This is a genomic window from Pseudomonas benzenivorans (assembly GCF_033547155.1).
Lineage (GTDB): Bacteria > Pseudomonadota > Gammaproteobacteria > Pseudomonadales > Pseudomonadaceae > Aquipseudomonas > Aquipseudomonas benzenivorans_B.
The window spans coordinates 911,178-925,830 of record NZ_CP137892.1 but is presented as its reverse complement, the minus strand read 5'-3'; the positions used below and the strand labels follow the sequence as shown (position 1 = coordinate 925,830).

14 protein-coding genes and 1 pseudogene are annotated in these 14,653 nt (G+C 65.1%); 7 read left to right on the top strand and 8 right to left on the bottom strand.

Features of this window, described 5'->3' with window-relative positions; genetic code table 11:
• Positions 1-62 precede the first annotated feature (62 nt).
• Both gcvT and lipA read left to right on the top strand, forming a co-directional pair.
• Complete coding sequence (gene gcvT, locus SBP02_RS04335; RefSeq protein ID WP_318645172.1) at positions 63-1,187, top strand: glycine cleavage system aminomethyltransferase GcvT; 1,125 nt, start codon at positions 63-65, stop codon at positions 1,185-1,187.
• 82 nt (positions 1,188-1,269) lie between these two features.
• Entirely contained in the window at positions 1,270-2,247 is a 978-nt protein-coding gene (gene lipA / locus SBP02_RS04330; protein WP_318645171.1) for a lipoyl synthase, read from the top strand.
• Positions 2,248-2,299: 52 nt separating this feature from the next.
• On the opposite strand, the gene SBP02_RS04325 is transcribed toward lipA, so the two are convergent.
• From SBP02_RS04325 to SBP02_RS04310, 4 genes are all read right to left on the bottom strand, one after another.
• Complete coding sequence (locus SBP02_RS04325; RefSeq protein ID WP_318645170.1) at positions 2,300-3,427, bottom strand: M14 family metallopeptidase; 1,128 nt, start codon at positions 3,425-3,427, stop codon at positions 2,300-2,302.
• Between the two features lie 121 nt (positions 3,428-3,548).
• Entirely contained in the window at positions 3,549-4,109 is a 561-nt protein-coding gene (locus SBP02_RS04320; RefSeq protein WP_318645169.1) for an SRPBCC family protein, read from the bottom strand.
• Positions 4,110-4,182: 73 nt separating this feature from the next.
• Complete coding sequence (locus tag SBP02_RS04315) at positions 4,183-4,629, bottom strand: YybH family protein (RefSeq protein WP_318645168.1); 447 nt, start codon at positions 4,627-4,629, stop codon at positions 4,183-4,185.
• Between the two features lie 52 nt (positions 4,630-4,681).
• Complete coding sequence (locus tag SBP02_RS04310) at positions 4,682-5,038, bottom strand: YciI family protein (protein WP_318645167.1); 357 nt, start codon at positions 5,036-5,038, stop codon at positions 4,682-4,684.
• 593 nt (positions 5,039-5,631) lie between these two features.
• Here SBP02_RS04310 and SBP02_RS04305 point away from each other — a divergent pair.
• Positions 5,632-5,844 (top strand): hypothetical protein, encoded by a 213-nt coding sequence (locus SBP02_RS04305; protein WP_318646297.1) that lies wholly within the window; start codon positions 5,632-5,634, stop codon positions 5,842-5,844.
• 81 nt (positions 5,845-5,925) lie between these two features.
• Here the strand turns inward: SBP02_RS04305 and SBP02_RS04300 are convergent, their stop codons facing one another.
• Positions 5,926-7,431 carry a helicase HerA-like domain-containing protein gene (locus SBP02_RS04300; RefSeq protein ID WP_318645166.1) on the bottom strand — a complete coding sequence of 502 codons (1,506 nt, stop codon included), beginning with the start codon at positions 7,429-7,431 and terminating at the stop codon, positions 5,926-5,928.
• A gap of 143 nt (positions 7,432-7,574) precedes the next feature.
• Between SBP02_RS04300 and SBP02_RS20865 the strand changes: the two are divergent.
• Both SBP02_RS20865 and SBP02_RS20860 read left to right on the top strand, forming a co-directional pair.
• A pseudogene (locus SBP02_RS20865) lies at positions 7,575-8,597 on the top strand (HAMP domain-containing protein); the annotation flags it as partial.
• Positions 8,598-8,651: 54 nt separating this feature from the next.
• Positions 8,652-9,452: a methyl-accepting chemotaxis protein gene (locus tag SBP02_RS20860; RefSeq protein WP_404824382.1), complete on the top strand. Its 801-nt coding sequence runs from the start codon at positions 8,652-8,654 to the stop codon at positions 9,450-9,452.
• Positions 9,453-9,772: 320 nt separating this feature from the next.
• Here the strand turns inward: SBP02_RS20860 and SBP02_RS04285 are convergent, their stop codons facing one another.
• Both SBP02_RS04285 and purU read right to left on the bottom strand, forming a co-directional pair.
• Entirely contained in the window at positions 9,773-10,195 is a 423-nt protein-coding gene (locus tag SBP02_RS04285; RefSeq protein WP_318645163.1) for a CBS domain-containing protein, read from the bottom strand.
• 44 nt (positions 10,196-10,239) lie between these two features.
• A complete protein-coding gene (gene purU / locus SBP02_RS04280; protein ID WP_318645162.1) occupies positions 10,240-11,091 on the bottom strand; it encodes a formyltetrahydrofolate deformylase in 852 nt (283 codons plus the stop codon).
• A 344-nt stretch (positions 11,092-11,435) separates the two neighbouring features.
• On the opposite strand from purU, the gene mvaT reads away from it, so the two are divergent.
• Positions 11,436-11,810 (top strand): histone-like nucleoid-structuring protein MvaT, encoded by a 375-nt coding sequence (gene mvaT, locus SBP02_RS04275; RefSeq protein WP_318645161.1) that lies wholly within the window; start codon positions 11,436-11,438, stop codon positions 11,808-11,810.
• Between the two features lie 464 nt (positions 11,811-12,274).
• Here the strand turns inward: mvaT and sbcB are convergent, their stop codons facing one another.
• The gene (gene sbcB / locus SBP02_RS04270; protein ID WP_318645160.1) at positions 12,275-13,702 is read right to left on the bottom strand and encodes an exodeoxyribonuclease I; all 1,428 of its coding nucleotides are present in this window, start codon (positions 13,700-13,702) and stop codon (positions 12,275-12,277) included.
• A 169-nt stretch (positions 13,703-13,871) separates the two neighbouring features.
• Here sbcB and SBP02_RS04265 point away from each other — a divergent pair, with 169 nt between their 5' ends.
• On the top strand, positions 13,872-14,630 hold the full coding sequence (locus SBP02_RS04265) for a hypothetical protein (RefSeq protein WP_318645159.1): 759 nt from the start codon (positions 13,872-13,874) through the stop codon (positions 14,628-14,630).
• Positions 14,631-14,653: the final 23 nt, after the last annotated feature.

Genomic DNA, 14,653 nt, shown 5'->3' with positions numbered 1-14,653 from the left:
CTACCCGACCCACCCATAGACCACGACAAGGTGCGCCCGGCGCACCCTACTGGAGACTCCGCATGACCAGCGAAAACCTGGCGAAAACCCCGCTGCACAGCCTGCACCTGGAACTCGGCGCCCGCATGGTGCCCTTCGCCGGCTACGACATGCCGGTGCAGTACCCCCTGGGCGTGATGAAAGAGCACCTGCACACCCGCGACGCCGCCGGCCTGTTCGACGTCTCGCACATGGGCCAGATCGTCCTGCGCGGCGCCGACGCCGCCGCCGCCCTCGAGAGCCTGGTGCCGGTGGACATCCTCGACCTGCCGATGGGCATGCAGCGCTATGCCATGTTCACCGACGCCAATGGCGGCATCCTCGACGACCTGATGGTCGCCCGGCTTGCCGACGACTGCCTGTTCCTGGTGGTCAACGCCGCCTGCAAGGACCAGGACCTGGCCCACCTGCGCAGCCAGATCGGCGGCCGCTGCGAGATCGAAAGCCTGTTCGAGTCGCGCGCGCTGATCGCCCTGCAAGGCCCGAAGGCCGCGGACGTACTGGCACGCCTGGCCCCGGAAGTGGCGCAGATGACCTTTATGCAGTTCGCCAGCGTGCGCCTGCTGGGCGTCGACTGCTTCGTCAGCCGCTCCGGCTACACCGGCGAAGACGGCTACGAGATCTCCATGCCCAACGAACACGCCGAGACCCTGGCGCGCAGCCTGCTGGCCGAGCCGGAGGTCGCGGCCATCGGCCTCGGCGCGCGCGACTCGCTGCGCCTGGAAGCCGGTCTGTGCCTGTACGGCCACGACATGAGCACCAGCACCACGCCGATCGAGGCCAGCCTGCTGTGGGCCATGTCCAAGCCCCGCCGCGCCGACGGCGCGCGGGCCGGCGGCTTCCCCGGCGCCGAGCGCATCTTCGCCCAACAGCAGAGCGGCGTGGCCAGCAAGCGCGTCGGCCTGTTGCCCCAGGAGCGGGTGCCGGTACGTGAAGGCGCGGAAATCGTCGACGCCGAGGGCAATGTGATCGGCGCCGTCACCAGCGGCGGCTTCGGCCCGACCCTCGGTGCACCGGTGGCCATGGGCTACGTGCAGAGCAGCCACGTGGCGCTGGACAGCGAAGTCTGGGCGATGGTGCGCGGCAAGCGCGTGGCCATGAAAGTGGCCAAGACGCCCTTCGTGCCGCAGCGCTACTACCGCGGCTGAGCCGACTCGGGGCGGCGCCTGGCCTGCCCCTCCACCTGAACCCTTGCCGGTGCGATGCACCGGCTCTCAGTGGAAACCGAACATGAGCACTGTTGTGGACAGCGCCGGCAAGCCGGCCAAGGTCGAGGCGGGCGTCAAGCTGCGCGGCGCCGAGAAGGTGGCGCGCATTCCGGTGAAGATCATTCCCACTGAGCAACTGCCGCGCAAGCCCGACTGGATACGGGTGGAGATCGCCGCATCGCCCGAGGTGGCGCGGATCAAGCAACTGCTGCGCAAGCACAAGCTGCACAGCGTCTGCGAAGAGGCCAGCTGCCCGAACCTGGGCGAGTGCTTCTCCGGCGGCACCGCCACCTTCATGATCATGGGCGACATCTGCACCCGTCGTTGCCCCTTCTGCGACGTCGGCCACGGCCGGCCCAAGCCGCTGGATGTGGACGAGCCGAAGAACCTGGCGGTGGCCATCGCCGACCTGCGCCTGAAATACGTGGTGATCACCTCGGTGGACCGCGACGACCTGCGCGACGGCGGCGCCCAGCACTTCGCCGACTGCCTGCGGGAGATCCGCGCGCTGAGCCCGGCCATCCAGCTGGAGACCCTGGTGCCGGACTACCGCGGGCGCATGGACGTGGCCCTGGCGATCACCGCGACCGAGCCGCCGGATGTGTTCAACCACAACCTGGAAACCGTGCCGCGCCTGTACAAGGCGGCGCGCCCGGGCTCGGACTTCGAGTGGTCGCTGGACCTGCTGCAGCAATTCAAGCAACGGGTGCCGCAGGTGCCGACCAAGTCCGGGCTGATGCTCGGCCTGGGCGAGACCGACGAGGAGGTGATCGAGGTGATGCAGCGCATGCGCGAGCACGACATCGACATGCTGACCCTCGGCCAGTACCTGCAGCCCTCGCGCAGTCATCTGCCGGTGCAGCGCTTCATCCATCCGGACAGCTTCGCCTGGTTCGCCGAGCAAGGCGCCCGGATGGGCTTCAAGAACGTCGCCGCCGGTCCCCTGGTGCGTTCCTCCTACCACGCCGACCAGCAGGCCCACGGCGAGAAGATCGCCTGAACGGCTCGCAGTCGATAAGAAGGCGACCCTCGGGTCGCCTTTTTTCTGCCGCTCAGCGCAGCTGGTCGACCATCGCCGCCACCACACCGAGCACCTTCTCGGCCAGCTGCTTGGAGCGCGCGCCGTTCCAGCCGGTGCTCGGCTCGGGCCGGTCGTCGTGGTCCTTGAACGGCATCTCCAGGGTGAAGGACAGGCAATCGAACTCCTGGCCCACGGCGTTGCAGGCCAGGGTCAGGTTGGCCTGGCCCGGCGCATCGAGCGGGTAGCCGCGGGCGGTCTGGTATTCGGCGCCACTGGCCAGCAGCCGGCGCCTGAACTCCGTCTCCAGGGCCGCCAGGCGTGGGCTGTAACCGGGGTTGCCCGCGCAGCCGACGGTGAACACCTGGGGGATTTCCTCGTCGCCATGAATGTCGAGGAACAGGTCGACGCCGACCCGGCGCATCTGCTGCTGGACGAAATACACCTCGGGCGTCTCCCTGGCATCGGCCGACTGCCAGGCGCGGTTGAGGTCCTTGCCGGCGGCGTTGGTGCGCAGATGGCCGCGGAAGGCGCCGTCGGGGTTCATGTTCGGCACCAGGTAGAGATCGGCCTGCTGCAGCAGGGCATCCAGCTCGGCGTCATCGCGCTGCAGGCGCTCGATCAGCCCCTCCATAAACCATTCGGCCATGTGCTCGCCGGGGTGCTGCTGGGCGATGATCCAGAGCTTGCGCGGCGCCTGTCGGTTGCGGCTGACCCGCAATAGCTGGATGGCCCGCCCCTCGACGCTCTGGCCGCAGGCGAAGAGCTCCGCGCCGGCCCGCTCCAGGGCCTGGGCGATCAAGCCGTCGTGCCGTGCACGGCTGTAGGGCTCGAAGTAGGCGAACCAGACCTGCGCCTCGCGCGGCTCCAGCTCGAACTGCAGCGCGCCGTCCTCGAAGCGACTGGGCACGCGAAACCAGTCGCGCTGGTCGTAGGAGGCGACGGCGTGGTAACCGCTCCAGGCCTGGTTATAGGCCGACTCGCCGGCGTTGCTCAGGCTGAAACCATAGCGCTGGCCGGGCAGCAGGCCCTCGACCTTGAAGTGAAACCATTGGAAGTGATGGCTATTGAGGTCCGGACGTATGGCCAGCAGCACTCGCTGCGGGTTGCCGGCATCGAGCACCTCGATATTGCCGCTGTCGAAGTCGGAGCTGATCTGCATGGGGGCCTCGGGCGTGCGCGACCCGGTCATGCCTGACCTGGTCAGTGGATTGGACGATTGGCGCGAGGATCGCAGTTCCCGAGCCCCGTGAAAACGCCGGATGGGACAAAGGGTTCGCGGCTCAGCCGCCCTCGCCCTCCTCCACCAGCGTCCGCAGCTGCGCGAGGCCCTGCTCGAAGTCGCCGCCGACCATCTTGTCCATGTCCATCACCAGGTGCATCGCCTTGGCCATGAAGTTGTTCGAGCCGCTCATGCTCCAGGTCACCCGGGTGCCTTCGCCCTCAGGCGCGAACTGGAACTGTGCCTCGTTGCTGGCCTGAAAAGGCTTGAGGAACACCAGTCGGATGCGGATCGACTGGTTCGGCCGGCTCTCGACCAGGGTCATGCTGCCTTCGCCGACCTCCTTGTTGCCGGCCCAGCGGTAGACCGCGCCGACGCCGGCAGGGGGGCCCTCGTAGGACTTCTGCATGGCCGGGTCACGCTTGGCCCAGGGCGACCAACGCTCCCAGTTGCGCAGATCGTTGACCTGGGCGAACACCGCCTCCGGCGGCGCCGCCACGCTGACCGAGCGCTCGACACTAAAGCCATCCGGCTGCCGGGCCACCAGCGTCAGCAACAGGGCGAGGAGCAAAGCGAGGGCAATAAGGGCGTAACCGAGCATGCTGGTTGTTCTCCTGCTCATGAAGGTTCCTCAGCGGCCGCGACCGCGGCCTGCGGATGTTAATGACGCCCCGCGGCCGGGGCGCGGATAGCGCTCAAGGTTTGAGATCGAACAGCGCCTTGCCGCTCTGCATGTCGAACGGCGCGGAAAAGTGCTCGTGCACGATCAGCCAGCGGCCGTCGCGCTTCTGGTAGCCCTGGCTCACGCGCATCCAGGACGCCTGCTCCTGGCCCTTGTCGTCGCTGCCGCCGCAGTGGCACAGGTAGAAACCCAGGGCCAGGTCGTCGCCGACCAGCAGGGTCGGCTCATGGACCTCGAAGAAGCCCGGCCCCGCACACATCTCCATGCAGGCCTGCCAGTGCGCGCCGTAGGCCTCGCGGCCCTTGAACTGCAGCTGGAGAATGGCGTCGTAAGCGACGACGTCCGTTGCATAGTGACCGACGATGCGCGCGACGTCCTTGGCCTGTACGGCCTGCACCCAGCTGTCCAGCAAAGACTGGACCTGGCTGCGCGGGTCTTGTAGACGGTTTGCGGTGCTCATGGTGGTGCTCCTCTGTAATGGTCGTCGAATGGCGCGCGTAGCGGGCGCCGGGTCAGCCGGCCGGTGCTACATCCAGCTGGCGCACCGGCCGCACCTCCACCGAGCCGACCCGGGCGGCGGGAATCTTCCCGGCGATCTGAATGGCCTCGTTGAGGTCACGGGCCTCGACCAGGTAGAAGCCGGCGAGCTGCTCCTTGGTCTCGGCGAAGGGGCCGTCGGTGATCGCCAGCTGGCCGCCGCGCATGCGCACCGTGGTGGCCGTGTGCACCGGCTGCAGGGCCTCGGCGGCGAGCATGCGGCCGCTCTGCTGCACCGTCTCGGCGTAGGCGAAACATTCCTCGTCGCGCGGGCTGTCGGGCGAGTCGTGCAGCACGCGCTCGTCGCTGTAGACCAGGCACAGGTATTTCATGGCGTTCTCCCTCTCGGTTGTTTTCGCGGTGGCTATCGATAGTCGTCTGCCGGCGCACGGATTCGACATCGGCAGGAAAATAATGTCCGGCCCAAACTTGAGGCCCTTTTTTCAGGCGCCCGGCGCGCCGGCGGCGCAAGGCCCGCGGAGTTTCCGGACAACCAAAGACCTTCGCCCTGTTCGCAACATGAAAGTCGCACCGTCGCGCTAGAGACGGCCTCCGAATATGTGACCAACCAGTCATACCCCACACTTCGCGCGACTTATTCACGCCCTTCCTAATATTCGCTCGCGCGACCATGAAGAAAATCCGTGACAGCGTGCATGCCCTGTTCTTAACTAGGATTCAATCGGCGCTAGACTTTTAACGGGTGTTCGCCATAATTACTGCCACGCGGATCTGCCGACCGTGAAAAGAAACGGCTTAAACAGATAAGCGTTTGTTTTAATTAGAATTAAAATAACAAATTACAAACAGAAACATCTTCCAACAACCAAACAGCGGCTCAGGCCGCAGCGAACGCGGTGACCGTAGCAGCGAGGCAGGCAGCCTTGCGTTGTCACCTTAAAAGTTCCAGACCATGGGTAACCACGTGACGAAAGACGAACTGCGCGCCGAACTCGAGCGCCAGGCGCAGCGTTACAAGGATGTATACGGCGGGGAAGTCACCACCTACGCCGCTCAACCGGACCCCGAGCGCAAACCCTGGCGTAAGAAGGCCAATCTTCTCGATCAAGCATTCGAGAAAGAACTGGAAAAGATCGAAAAAGAGTTGCACGACAAAGCCGACAAGCCTGACGACTGACGGCGCCGCCTTACTCTTAGCCGATGAATCGGTAGCAAACCGCGCCTCCCGGTCCTCGCCCCGGGACGCGCGGTCATTCGCTCAGCGACGCTTGCCGCCCAGCAACGAGCCCATCAGCCCCCGCACCAGCTGCCGACCTATCTGGTTGGCGACCTGGCGCACTGCGCTCTTCATGGCCTGGCTGGCCAGGCTGCCGAGCAGATCGCCCGCCATACTGCCGATGCCGGCGGCCGGCGCCCCGGCGGTAGAGGCTCCGGCCTTGGCCTGCGCGGCCCGCTCGGCCTCGGCACTGGCGGCAGCGGCGCGCGCACTGAGCAGTTCGTAGGCGGATTCGCGGTCGATGGCCTGGTCATAACGGCCGGCCAGGGACGAGTGGCGCACCAGGGCCGCGCGCTCGGCCTCGCTCAGCGGCCCGATCCGCGACTGCGGCGGCGCAATGGCCACCCGCCGGACCATGGCCGGGGTGCCCTTGTCCTCCAGGGTGCCGACCAGGGCCTCGCCGATGCCCAGCTCGGTCAGCAGGCTCAGGGTGTCGAACGCCGGGTTGGGCCGGAAACCATCGGCTACCGCGCGCAGGGCCTTCTGCTCCCGGGCGGTGAAGGCGCGCAGGCCATGCTGGATGCGCAGGCCGAGCTGGGCCAGCACGTCGTCCGGCAGGTCGCCGGGCGACTGGGTGACGAAGTACACCCCGACGCCTTTCGAGCGGATCAGCCGCACCACCTGCTCCAGACGCTCCTGCAAGGCCTTGGGGGTATCGGCGAAGAGCAGGTGCGCCTCGTCGAAGAACAGCGCCAACACCGGCTTGTCGGCATCGCCGCGCTCGGGCAGCTGTTCGAACAGCTCGGCCAGCAGCCACAGCAGGAAGGTCGCATAGACCTTGGGCGCCTCATGCACCAGGCGACTGGCATCGAGCAGGTGAATGCGCCCGCGACCGTCGCGATCAGGATGCAGCAGGTCCTCCAGCTGCAGGGCCGGCTCGCCGAACAGCGCCTCGCCCCCTTGCTGCTCCAGGCTCGCCAGGCGCCGCAGCAGGGCCTGCGCCGAGGCCTGGGTGAACAGCGCGCCGTCATCGCCGAGCACCTGCGGGTGCGCCTTGAGGTGCGCGAGCAGCGCCTTCAGATCCTTCAGGTCGAGCAGCAGCAGGCCCTCGCGATCGGCCACCTTGAAGGCGGCATAGAGCGCCGCCTGCTGGCTGTCGCTGAGCTCGAGCAAGGCACCGAGCAGCAGCGGCCCCATCTCGCTGAGGGTGGTGCGCAACGGATGGCCGCTGCGGCCATGCACGTCCCACAGCGTCAACGGATAGGCCGTCGGCCGGTGGGCCAGCCACGGCATGCTGGCGATGCGCTCGGCCACCTTGCCCTGGGGCGCTCCGGCCGCGCCCAGGCCACAGAGATCGCCCTTCACATCGGCGGCGAACACCGCCACGCCGGCATCGCTGAAACCCTCGATCAGGCGTTGCAGGGTCACCGTCTTGCCGGTGCCGGTGGCCCCCGCCACCAGGCCGTGGCGATTGGCCAGGCGCAGGGGCTGACCTACGGGCTGACCGCCCTGGTCGGCGCCGAAAACGAACTGGTCTGATACAGACATCTTGCTGTCTCCTGGACTAAAGATTTGCCCGAGCGATACCGACATAATCGGCACGTCCAGTGCCCCCGGCACTCGACTCCCGCCTCTGCGTGCCCCGCCAGCCAGCCAAGACTGGTAGCCGACCATAACGGACAGCATAAGCCATGACCAACCATCTGAAGTTCAGCCACAAGATTCTGCTCGCCGCCTCGTTGGTGGTGATCGCCGCCTTCTCGTTATTCACCCTGTACAACGATTACCTGCAGCGCCAGGCCATCCGCGCCAATCTGGAGAACTACCTGCACGAGATGGGTGAGGTGACCGCCGGGACCATCCAGAACTGGCTGTCCGGACGCATCCTGCTGGTCGAGAACGCCGCCCAGTCGATCGCCCGCGACGCCTCCGCCGACCATGTCGCCGGCCTGCTGGAGCAGCGCGCCCTGAGTTCGACCTTTACCACGACCTACCTGGGCAGCGAAGACGGCGCCTTCACCATCAGGCCCGATATGCCTATGCCAGCCGATTTCGATCCGCGCGTCAGGCCCTGGTACAAAGGGGCCGTGACTGCCGGTGGCACCACCCTCACCGAGCCCTATGTGGACGCCGCCACCGGCGGGCTGATCATCACCATCGCCACCCCGGCCAAGCCGGCGGGCGTGGTCGGCGGCGACCTGAGCCTGGCCACCCTGGTCGACATCATCAATTCGCTGGACTTCGACGGCATGGGTTACGCCTTCCTGGTCAGCGCCGACGGCAAGATCCTCGTCCATCCGGACAAGGGCCTGGTGATGAAGAACCTCAAGGACGTGTTCCCGCAGAACACCCCGCGCATCGGCCGCGACTTCGACGAAGTCGAGGTGGACGGCCAGACCCGCATTCTCACCTTCGCCCCGATCGAGGGCCTGCCCTCGGTCACCTGGTACCTCGGCCTGTCCATCGACAAGGCCAAGGCCTACGCGCTGCTCAGCGAGTTCCGCGCCTCCGCCCTGGTCGCCACCCTGACCGCGGTGGTACTCATCATCCTGTTGCTGAGCATGCTGATCCGCGTGCTGATGCAGCCACTGCACGTGATGGGCAAGGCCATGCAGGACATCGCCCAGGGCGAGGGCGACCTGACCAAGCGCCTGGCGATCCAGTCCAACGACGAGTTCGGCGAACTGGCCAAGGCCTTCAACCGCTTCGTCGAGCGCATTCATGCCTCGATCCGTGAGGTCTCCTCCGCCACGCTGCAGGTCAACGAGGTGGCCCAGCTGGTACTGGGCGCCTCCAACTCCTCGCTGCACAACAGCGACGAGCAGGCCAGCCGCACCAACAGCGTGGCCGCGGCGATCAACCAGCTCGGCGCCGCCGCCCAGGAAATCGCCCGTAACGCCGCCGACGCCTCGACCCAGGCGTCCGAAGCCCGCGGCCAGGCCGAAGACGGCCGGCAGGTGGTGGAGCAGACCATCCGTGCGATGAACGATCTGTCCGGCAAGATCAGCGGCGCCTGCAGCCATATCGAGACGCTGAACAGCAAGACGGTGAACATCGGTCAGATTCTCGAGGTGATCAAGAGCATCTCCCAACAGACCAACCTGCTGGCGCTCAACGCCGCCATCGAAGCGGCGCGGGCCGGCGAGGCGGGCCGCGGTTTTGCCGTGGTCGCCGACGAGGTACGCAACCTGGCCCACCGCACCCAGGAGTCGGCCCAGGAAATCGAACAGATGATCGAGGAGCTGCAGGTCGGCTCCCGCGAGTCGGTCACCACCATGACCGAGAGCCAGCGCTACAGCGAGGAAAGCGTGGAAATCGCCAACCAGGCCGGCGAACGCCTGAGCAGCGTGACCCAGCGCATCGGCGAGATCGACGGCATGAACCAGTCGGTGGCCACCGCCACCGAGGAACAGACCTCGGTGATCGAGTCGCTGAACATGGACATCATCGAGATCAACACCCTCAACCAGGAAGGCGTGGAAAACCTCCAGGCCACCCTGCGCGCCTGCGGCGACCTGGAGCAGCAGGCCACCCGCCTCAAGCAGCTGGTGGGCAGCTTCCGCATCTAGATTTCTGCGGCGTGGCAAGCGACGGGGCGCTCAATGAGCGCCCCGTTTCAGTCCGCCTGCGGCCTCTTCGCGCGGGCCTTCCCGTCCTGCAGCTGTTGCCACAACGCGGCAGCATCCGAGAAGTCGCAGCCGCTGGCATCCTCCAGGGCCTCGGGGTCATAGCGCCGTACACAGCCCTCGCCGAGCGTAGGTGGCGGCCTGGAAGTAGCGCGCTCGAGTGGGTCCTTCATCCTGTCATCCTCTGTAGTCGACGCCCAACTCGCCGTACATGGTTCCCAACTACGGCTGACGCCGACCAGGCACGCACTCGGCCAACGGTTTCAGCTGGCGGCCTTGCCCTGCTCGTGCTGGGCGAACTCCTTCACCGCACGCAGCACGTCGCTGCGGCTGATCTGGCCGACCAGACGTCCATTCTCGATCACCGGTATACGGCCGAGACGACCACGTAGGAAGCGTTGGGAAACCTCGATGATGTCGACTTCCGGCGAGATGGTCTCCACGTCGGTGACCATATAACCGCTGACGGTACCGCCGATGGCCTCGTAGTAGGCACCGGAGAGGATGCCACGCAGGCAATCGCCCTCCGACAGCAAGCCGATCAGATGCCCCTGGGAATCGACCACCGGAGCGCCGGAAATGCGGTGCTCCAGGAGTCGGTTGATAGCGGTGAACAGATCGGTATCGGACCGAAAGGTCACCAGATGGCGGGTCATGTAGTCCCGCACCTTGATTGACTTGAGCATAAGCGAACTCCTGTGCCGTCTACCTAGCGGCACACGCAGCAAGCTCAGTCGAACACCACCGTCTTGTTGTCGTGCACCAGCACCCGGTCTTCCAAGTGATAGCGTAGTCCACGGGACAGCACCATCTTCTCCACATCCTTACCCAGGCGCACCATTTCCTCGACGCTGTCGCGGTGGCTCACCCGCACCACGTCCTGCTCGATGATCGGGCCGGCATCCAGCTCCTCGGTGACGTAGTGAGAAGTCGCACCGATCAGCTTCACGCCCCGCAGCGATGCCTGATGGTAGGGCCTGGCGCCGACGAAGGACGGCAGGAAGCTGTGATGGATATTGATCACCCGTTGGGAGAACTCGGCGCACAGTTGCGGCGGCAGAATTTGCATGTAGCGGGCCAGGACTATGACATCGGCCTCATGCACCTTGACCAGCCGCTCCACTTCGGCGAAAGCCGGCTGCTTGTCCTGCGCGTCGACCGGCACATGGCAGAAGGGAATACCGTGCCACTCGACCATGCCGCGCAAATCATTGTGATTGGAAATGACGCAGGGAATATCGCAATCGAGTTCATCGCTGTGCCAGCGATGCAGCAGATCCGCCAGGCAATGGGACTCGCGACTGGCCATCAACACCACTCGTTTCTTCTGTGCCGAATCGGTAATACGCCACTCCATGGAAAACTCCCGGGCGATCGGCGCAAAAGCCTGGCGCAAGCCTTCTATATCGAATGGCAGAGAGTCGGCGCGAATCTCATGACGCATAAAGAACCAACCGCTCTGGGCGTCCGAGTGGTGACTCGCCTCGGTAATCCAGCCGTTATAGGTCGCCAGAAAGTTACTGACCTTGGACACGATACCGACACGGTCCGGGCAGGCGATGACCAGGCGAAAAGTACGCATGGGAAGACTCCAGAGTTTCGCAAAGTCGGCCATTCTAGCCACAGTGCGGAAAAACTGCAGTAGCCCTGCAGTTGTGTCCGATACCCTGGAGTGGATAAAGCCGATTCTCCCCTGTCGAAGTCGCAGCTCAACTGCCGTACCGAGACGCCGTTCTCGAATACCGACGCACGACCGAGCGATACATCTAACCTGACTTACCAGCCACACGCGGCCAGTAGCCGGGCCAATGTGCAACTAAAGATGTACATTGGCGGCCAGCCCTAACAAAGCGGTTTACTTGTGAAAAGTGCCTGACTATTATTACTGACACTTAGCCATCTCCCCTTACGACTCAAGGTAATTTCATGTCGCTGATCAACGAATACCGCGCTACCGAAGAAGCCATCAAAGAACTGCAGGAACGCCTGAAGAATCTGTCGCAAGACGACAAACTGAAGAAAGAGCTAGAGTTCGAAGGCAAGCTGCGCGCACTGATGGGCGAATACCAGAAGTCCCTGCGCGACATCATCGCCCTGCTCGACCCGGAAGCCAAAGTCAGCAAGCCCGCTCGCGCCGCCAAGCCGGCCGGCACCAAGCGCGCGCGCAAGGTGAAGCAGTACAAGAACCCCAATACCGGCGAAGTGATCGAAACCAAAGGCGGCAACCACAAGACCCTGAAAGAGTGGAAAGCCAAGTGGGGCGCCGACGTCGTAGAAAGCTGGGCCACCCTGCTGGGCTAAGCCCCACGCCTTTCGGTTGTTCAGTGCATAAAAAACGCCAGCCTTGCTGGCGTTTTTTATGCCGCCCCTATTGCCCTGACGCAACGACCGATGCGCCGGGAAAAACCAATAGACCTCGTCTCGTACTCAAGAGCACACCCGCCTGTGCGGATGCCCCGGCAAAAGCCTCCCCACGTCCGGCCATGGCCCTACAAGTTACAAGGTTACCGGACTGTCTTTTCGAAACGGCCTCTCTTAGCCCCTTTCAGAAAGCCGGTGGAAAACCGCCTAACGCCAGTTAACACCAGGCCGTCGCCACACCGTCATCTGCCCGATTAAAAAGGCTGAAAGAAGCCGCCGAACTGCCGCAGTGCCCACTCAATTAACCCTGGCTCACCGATAAACTCGAGATCCACGAGTGCGTCAGACGATTAAACGGCTCACGGCCATACGCCGGGTCCTGCAACTGTGCCGCCAGAAGCCTGTTAAAGGCCATAACGCGCCCGCAACCGCTGCGCGTAGTCCCGCCATTCGTTCAATACCGCCTGCTGCGCCAGTGGCGCCGAAGCGAATACTTCGGCCAGCGCGGCCTCGAAACTTGCCAGGGTATTCGGGGCGCCACACTCGATCCGGTTTAAGCGTTGTCGACAGAATTCGTGCCAGCGCTGTTGTTCGGCGGCACTCAGACTGGGGAAGAAATTCCTCGCGCGATAACGAAACAACAATTCCGGCAGCCGCGCATCGTCGAATGGCCAGCTTTGCTTGGCCAAGAGTTGTGGCTCGGCGTTACGCACTTGCTCGCACAAACGCCGATCGCGATCGCCGATAAAACCGTCATACAACTGCTGTTCCGGGTCCTCGCTGGCGGCGAAATCTTCCTCGCCATAGACCTGGGTAAGTTTGTCCTGCCATTGCATTTGCGTCTCCGCCAGCAATTTCGCCCGGGCCTGGCAGGTCGCCATATCCAGCTGCAGGCGCTGGATATCGTCGCTGCGCAATACCTTCAGCGGCGCCACCACTGGGCACCGGTTGATATGCAGCAGCTTCAAGGGCACCGGCAACTCGCCTTCGGCCAGCTGCTCGCGGCGGGTATAGAGGCGCTGGCGCAAGGTCTCCCCGTCTTCGGCGAGCAAGGGCGCGGGATCAGCCTGCAGGTCGCAGACGATCAGGGCGTTGCGGTTGCGCGGATGCCAGGCCAGCGGCAGCACCAACGCCAGATAATGCCGCGCGCCGGCGAAGCGGCCGGAGACATGCACCAGCGGCTGCAGCAGGCGAACCTGATCGAGCACTCGCTGCTTGCTGCGCAGCCGATAGAGGTAGTCGTACAGCTTCGGCTGCTTGTCGCGCAGCAGGCGCGCCAGGGCGATGGTCGCGCGCACGTCGGACAGGGCGTCGTGGGCCTGGCCGTGGTCGATGCCATTGGCCTGGGTCAGGCGCTCCAGCTTAAGGCTGACGCGGCCCTCCTCCTGCGGCCAAACGATGCCTTCCGGGCGCAGGGCGTAGGCGGTGCGCACCAGGTCGATCAGGTCCCAGCGGCTGTTGCCGCCCTGCCACTCGCGGGCATAGGGGTCGAAGAAGTTGCGGTAGAGGCTGTAGCGGGTGACCTCGTCGTCGAAGCGCAGGCTGTTGTAGCCGGCGCCGCAGGTGCCGGGCTGGGCCAGTTCGGCGTGCACCCGGGTCATGAACTCGGCCTCGCTCAGCCCCCGCTCCGCCAGGCGACCGGGGGTGATGCCGGTGACCAGACAGGCGGCCGGGTGCGGCAGGATGTCGTCGCTGGGCTGGCAGTAGATGTTCAGCGGCTCGCCGATTTCCCGCAGGTTTTCGTCGGTGCGAATGCCGGCGACCTGCAGGGGACGGTCGCGTCGCGGATCGATGCCGGTGGTTTCGTAGTCGTACCAGAAGATGGAGGTCACGGGGCGGTCCTGAGTCGATGGCCGCGGCAGTCTAGCATCCGTGCGCCCCGGGCTTATCGCTGCAGAACCTTGCGCCAGCGCACGTCCAGGCCGGACGGCGCCTTGTCGGCTGCGGCCTGGCGCGGCTACAGTGAAGCTCTCGATCAACCCTCGCGCACAAGGATGTCCCATGACTGACGCCACCACCAACCCCTACGCCGCGCCGACCAGCGACCTCCAGGACGCCCGCAACGACGGGCAGGTGCCCAGCATCGAACAGGCCCTGAGTCGCGGCTACGACTTTCGCATCGGCGATCTGCTCGGCGAGTCCTGGCAGCTGGTCAAGGGCACCAAAGGCATCATCGTCGGCGGTTTCCTGGTGTTCTATGTGGTGATGCTGGTCGCCTCCCTGGTCCTGGGCGGCGTATTCGGCATCCTCGGCGTGGTCAGCGAGGGCTCGGCCGGCGCCCTCATCGGCGAACTGCTCGTCGGCATGCTGGCCTCGGCCCTGGCCTACCCCTTCATGGCCGGCATCAACATGGTCGGTATCCGCCGTGCCGCCGGCCAGCCGATCAGCTTCAACGAGATCTTCAGCCACTTCGGCCGCACCCTGCCGCTGGTGATCACCGCGGTGATCATGACGCTGCTGGTGTATGCCGGCATGCTCCTGCTGATCCTCCCCGGCCTCTACCTCGGCGTGGCCTATATGCTGGCGATTCCGCTGGTGGTGGAGCGCGGTCTGTCGCCCTGGCAGGCCCTGGAAACCTCGCGCAAGGCCATCACCCAGCACTGGTTCAAGGTCTTCGGTCTGTTCCTGCTGCTCGGCCTGATCACCCTGATCAGCATGATTCCCCTGGGCATCGGCCTGGTCTGGAGCATTCCGCTGTTCGTCATCGCCATGGGCGTGCTCTATCGCACCATCTTCGGCGTGCTGCCGCCGGCCCAGTAAGCGGATACCCTGCCTGCACCGGG

Coding starts and splice junctions, on each gene's coding strand:
- SBP02_RS04265 (WP_318645159.1), top strand. CDS start 13,872: ATGACTGACGCCACCACCAACCCCTACGCCGCGCCGACCAGCGACCTC.
- SBP02_RS04325 (WP_318645170.1), bottom strand. CDS start 3,427: ATGCAGATCAGCTCCGACTTCGACAGCGGCAATATCGAGGTGCTCGAT.
- gcvT (WP_318645172.1), top strand. CDS start 63: ATGACCAGCGAAAACCTGGCGAAAACCCCGCTGCACAGCCTGCACCTG.
- lipA (WP_318645171.1), top strand. CDS start 1,270: ATGAGCACTGTTGTGGACAGCGCCGGCAAGCCGGCCAAGGTCGAGGCG.
- SBP02_RS04310 (WP_318645167.1), bottom strand. CDS start 5,038: ATGAAATACCTGTGCCTGGTCTACAGCGACGAGCGCGTGCTGCACGAC.
- mvaT (WP_318645161.1), top strand. CDS start 11,436: ATGTCGCTGATCAACGAATACCGCGCTACCGAAGAAGCCATCAAAGAA.
- SBP02_RS04315 (WP_318645168.1), bottom strand. CDS start 4,629: ATGAGCACCGCAAACCGTCTACAAGACCCGCGCAGCCAGGTCCAGTCT.
- SBP02_RS04285 (WP_318645163.1), bottom strand. CDS start 10,195: ATGCTCAAGTCAATCAAGGTGCGGGACTACATGACCCGCCATCTGGTG.
- SBP02_RS04300 (WP_318645166.1), bottom strand. CDS start 7,431: ATGTCTGTATCAGACCAGTTCGTTTTCGGCGCCGACCAGGGCGGTCAG.
- purU (WP_318645162.1), bottom strand. CDS start 11,091: ATGCGTACTTTTCGCCTGGTCATCGCCTGCCCGGACCGTGTCGGTATC.
- SBP02_RS04320 (WP_318645169.1), bottom strand. CDS start 4,109: ATGAGCAGGAGAACAACCAGCATGCTCGGTTACGCCCTTATTGCCCTC.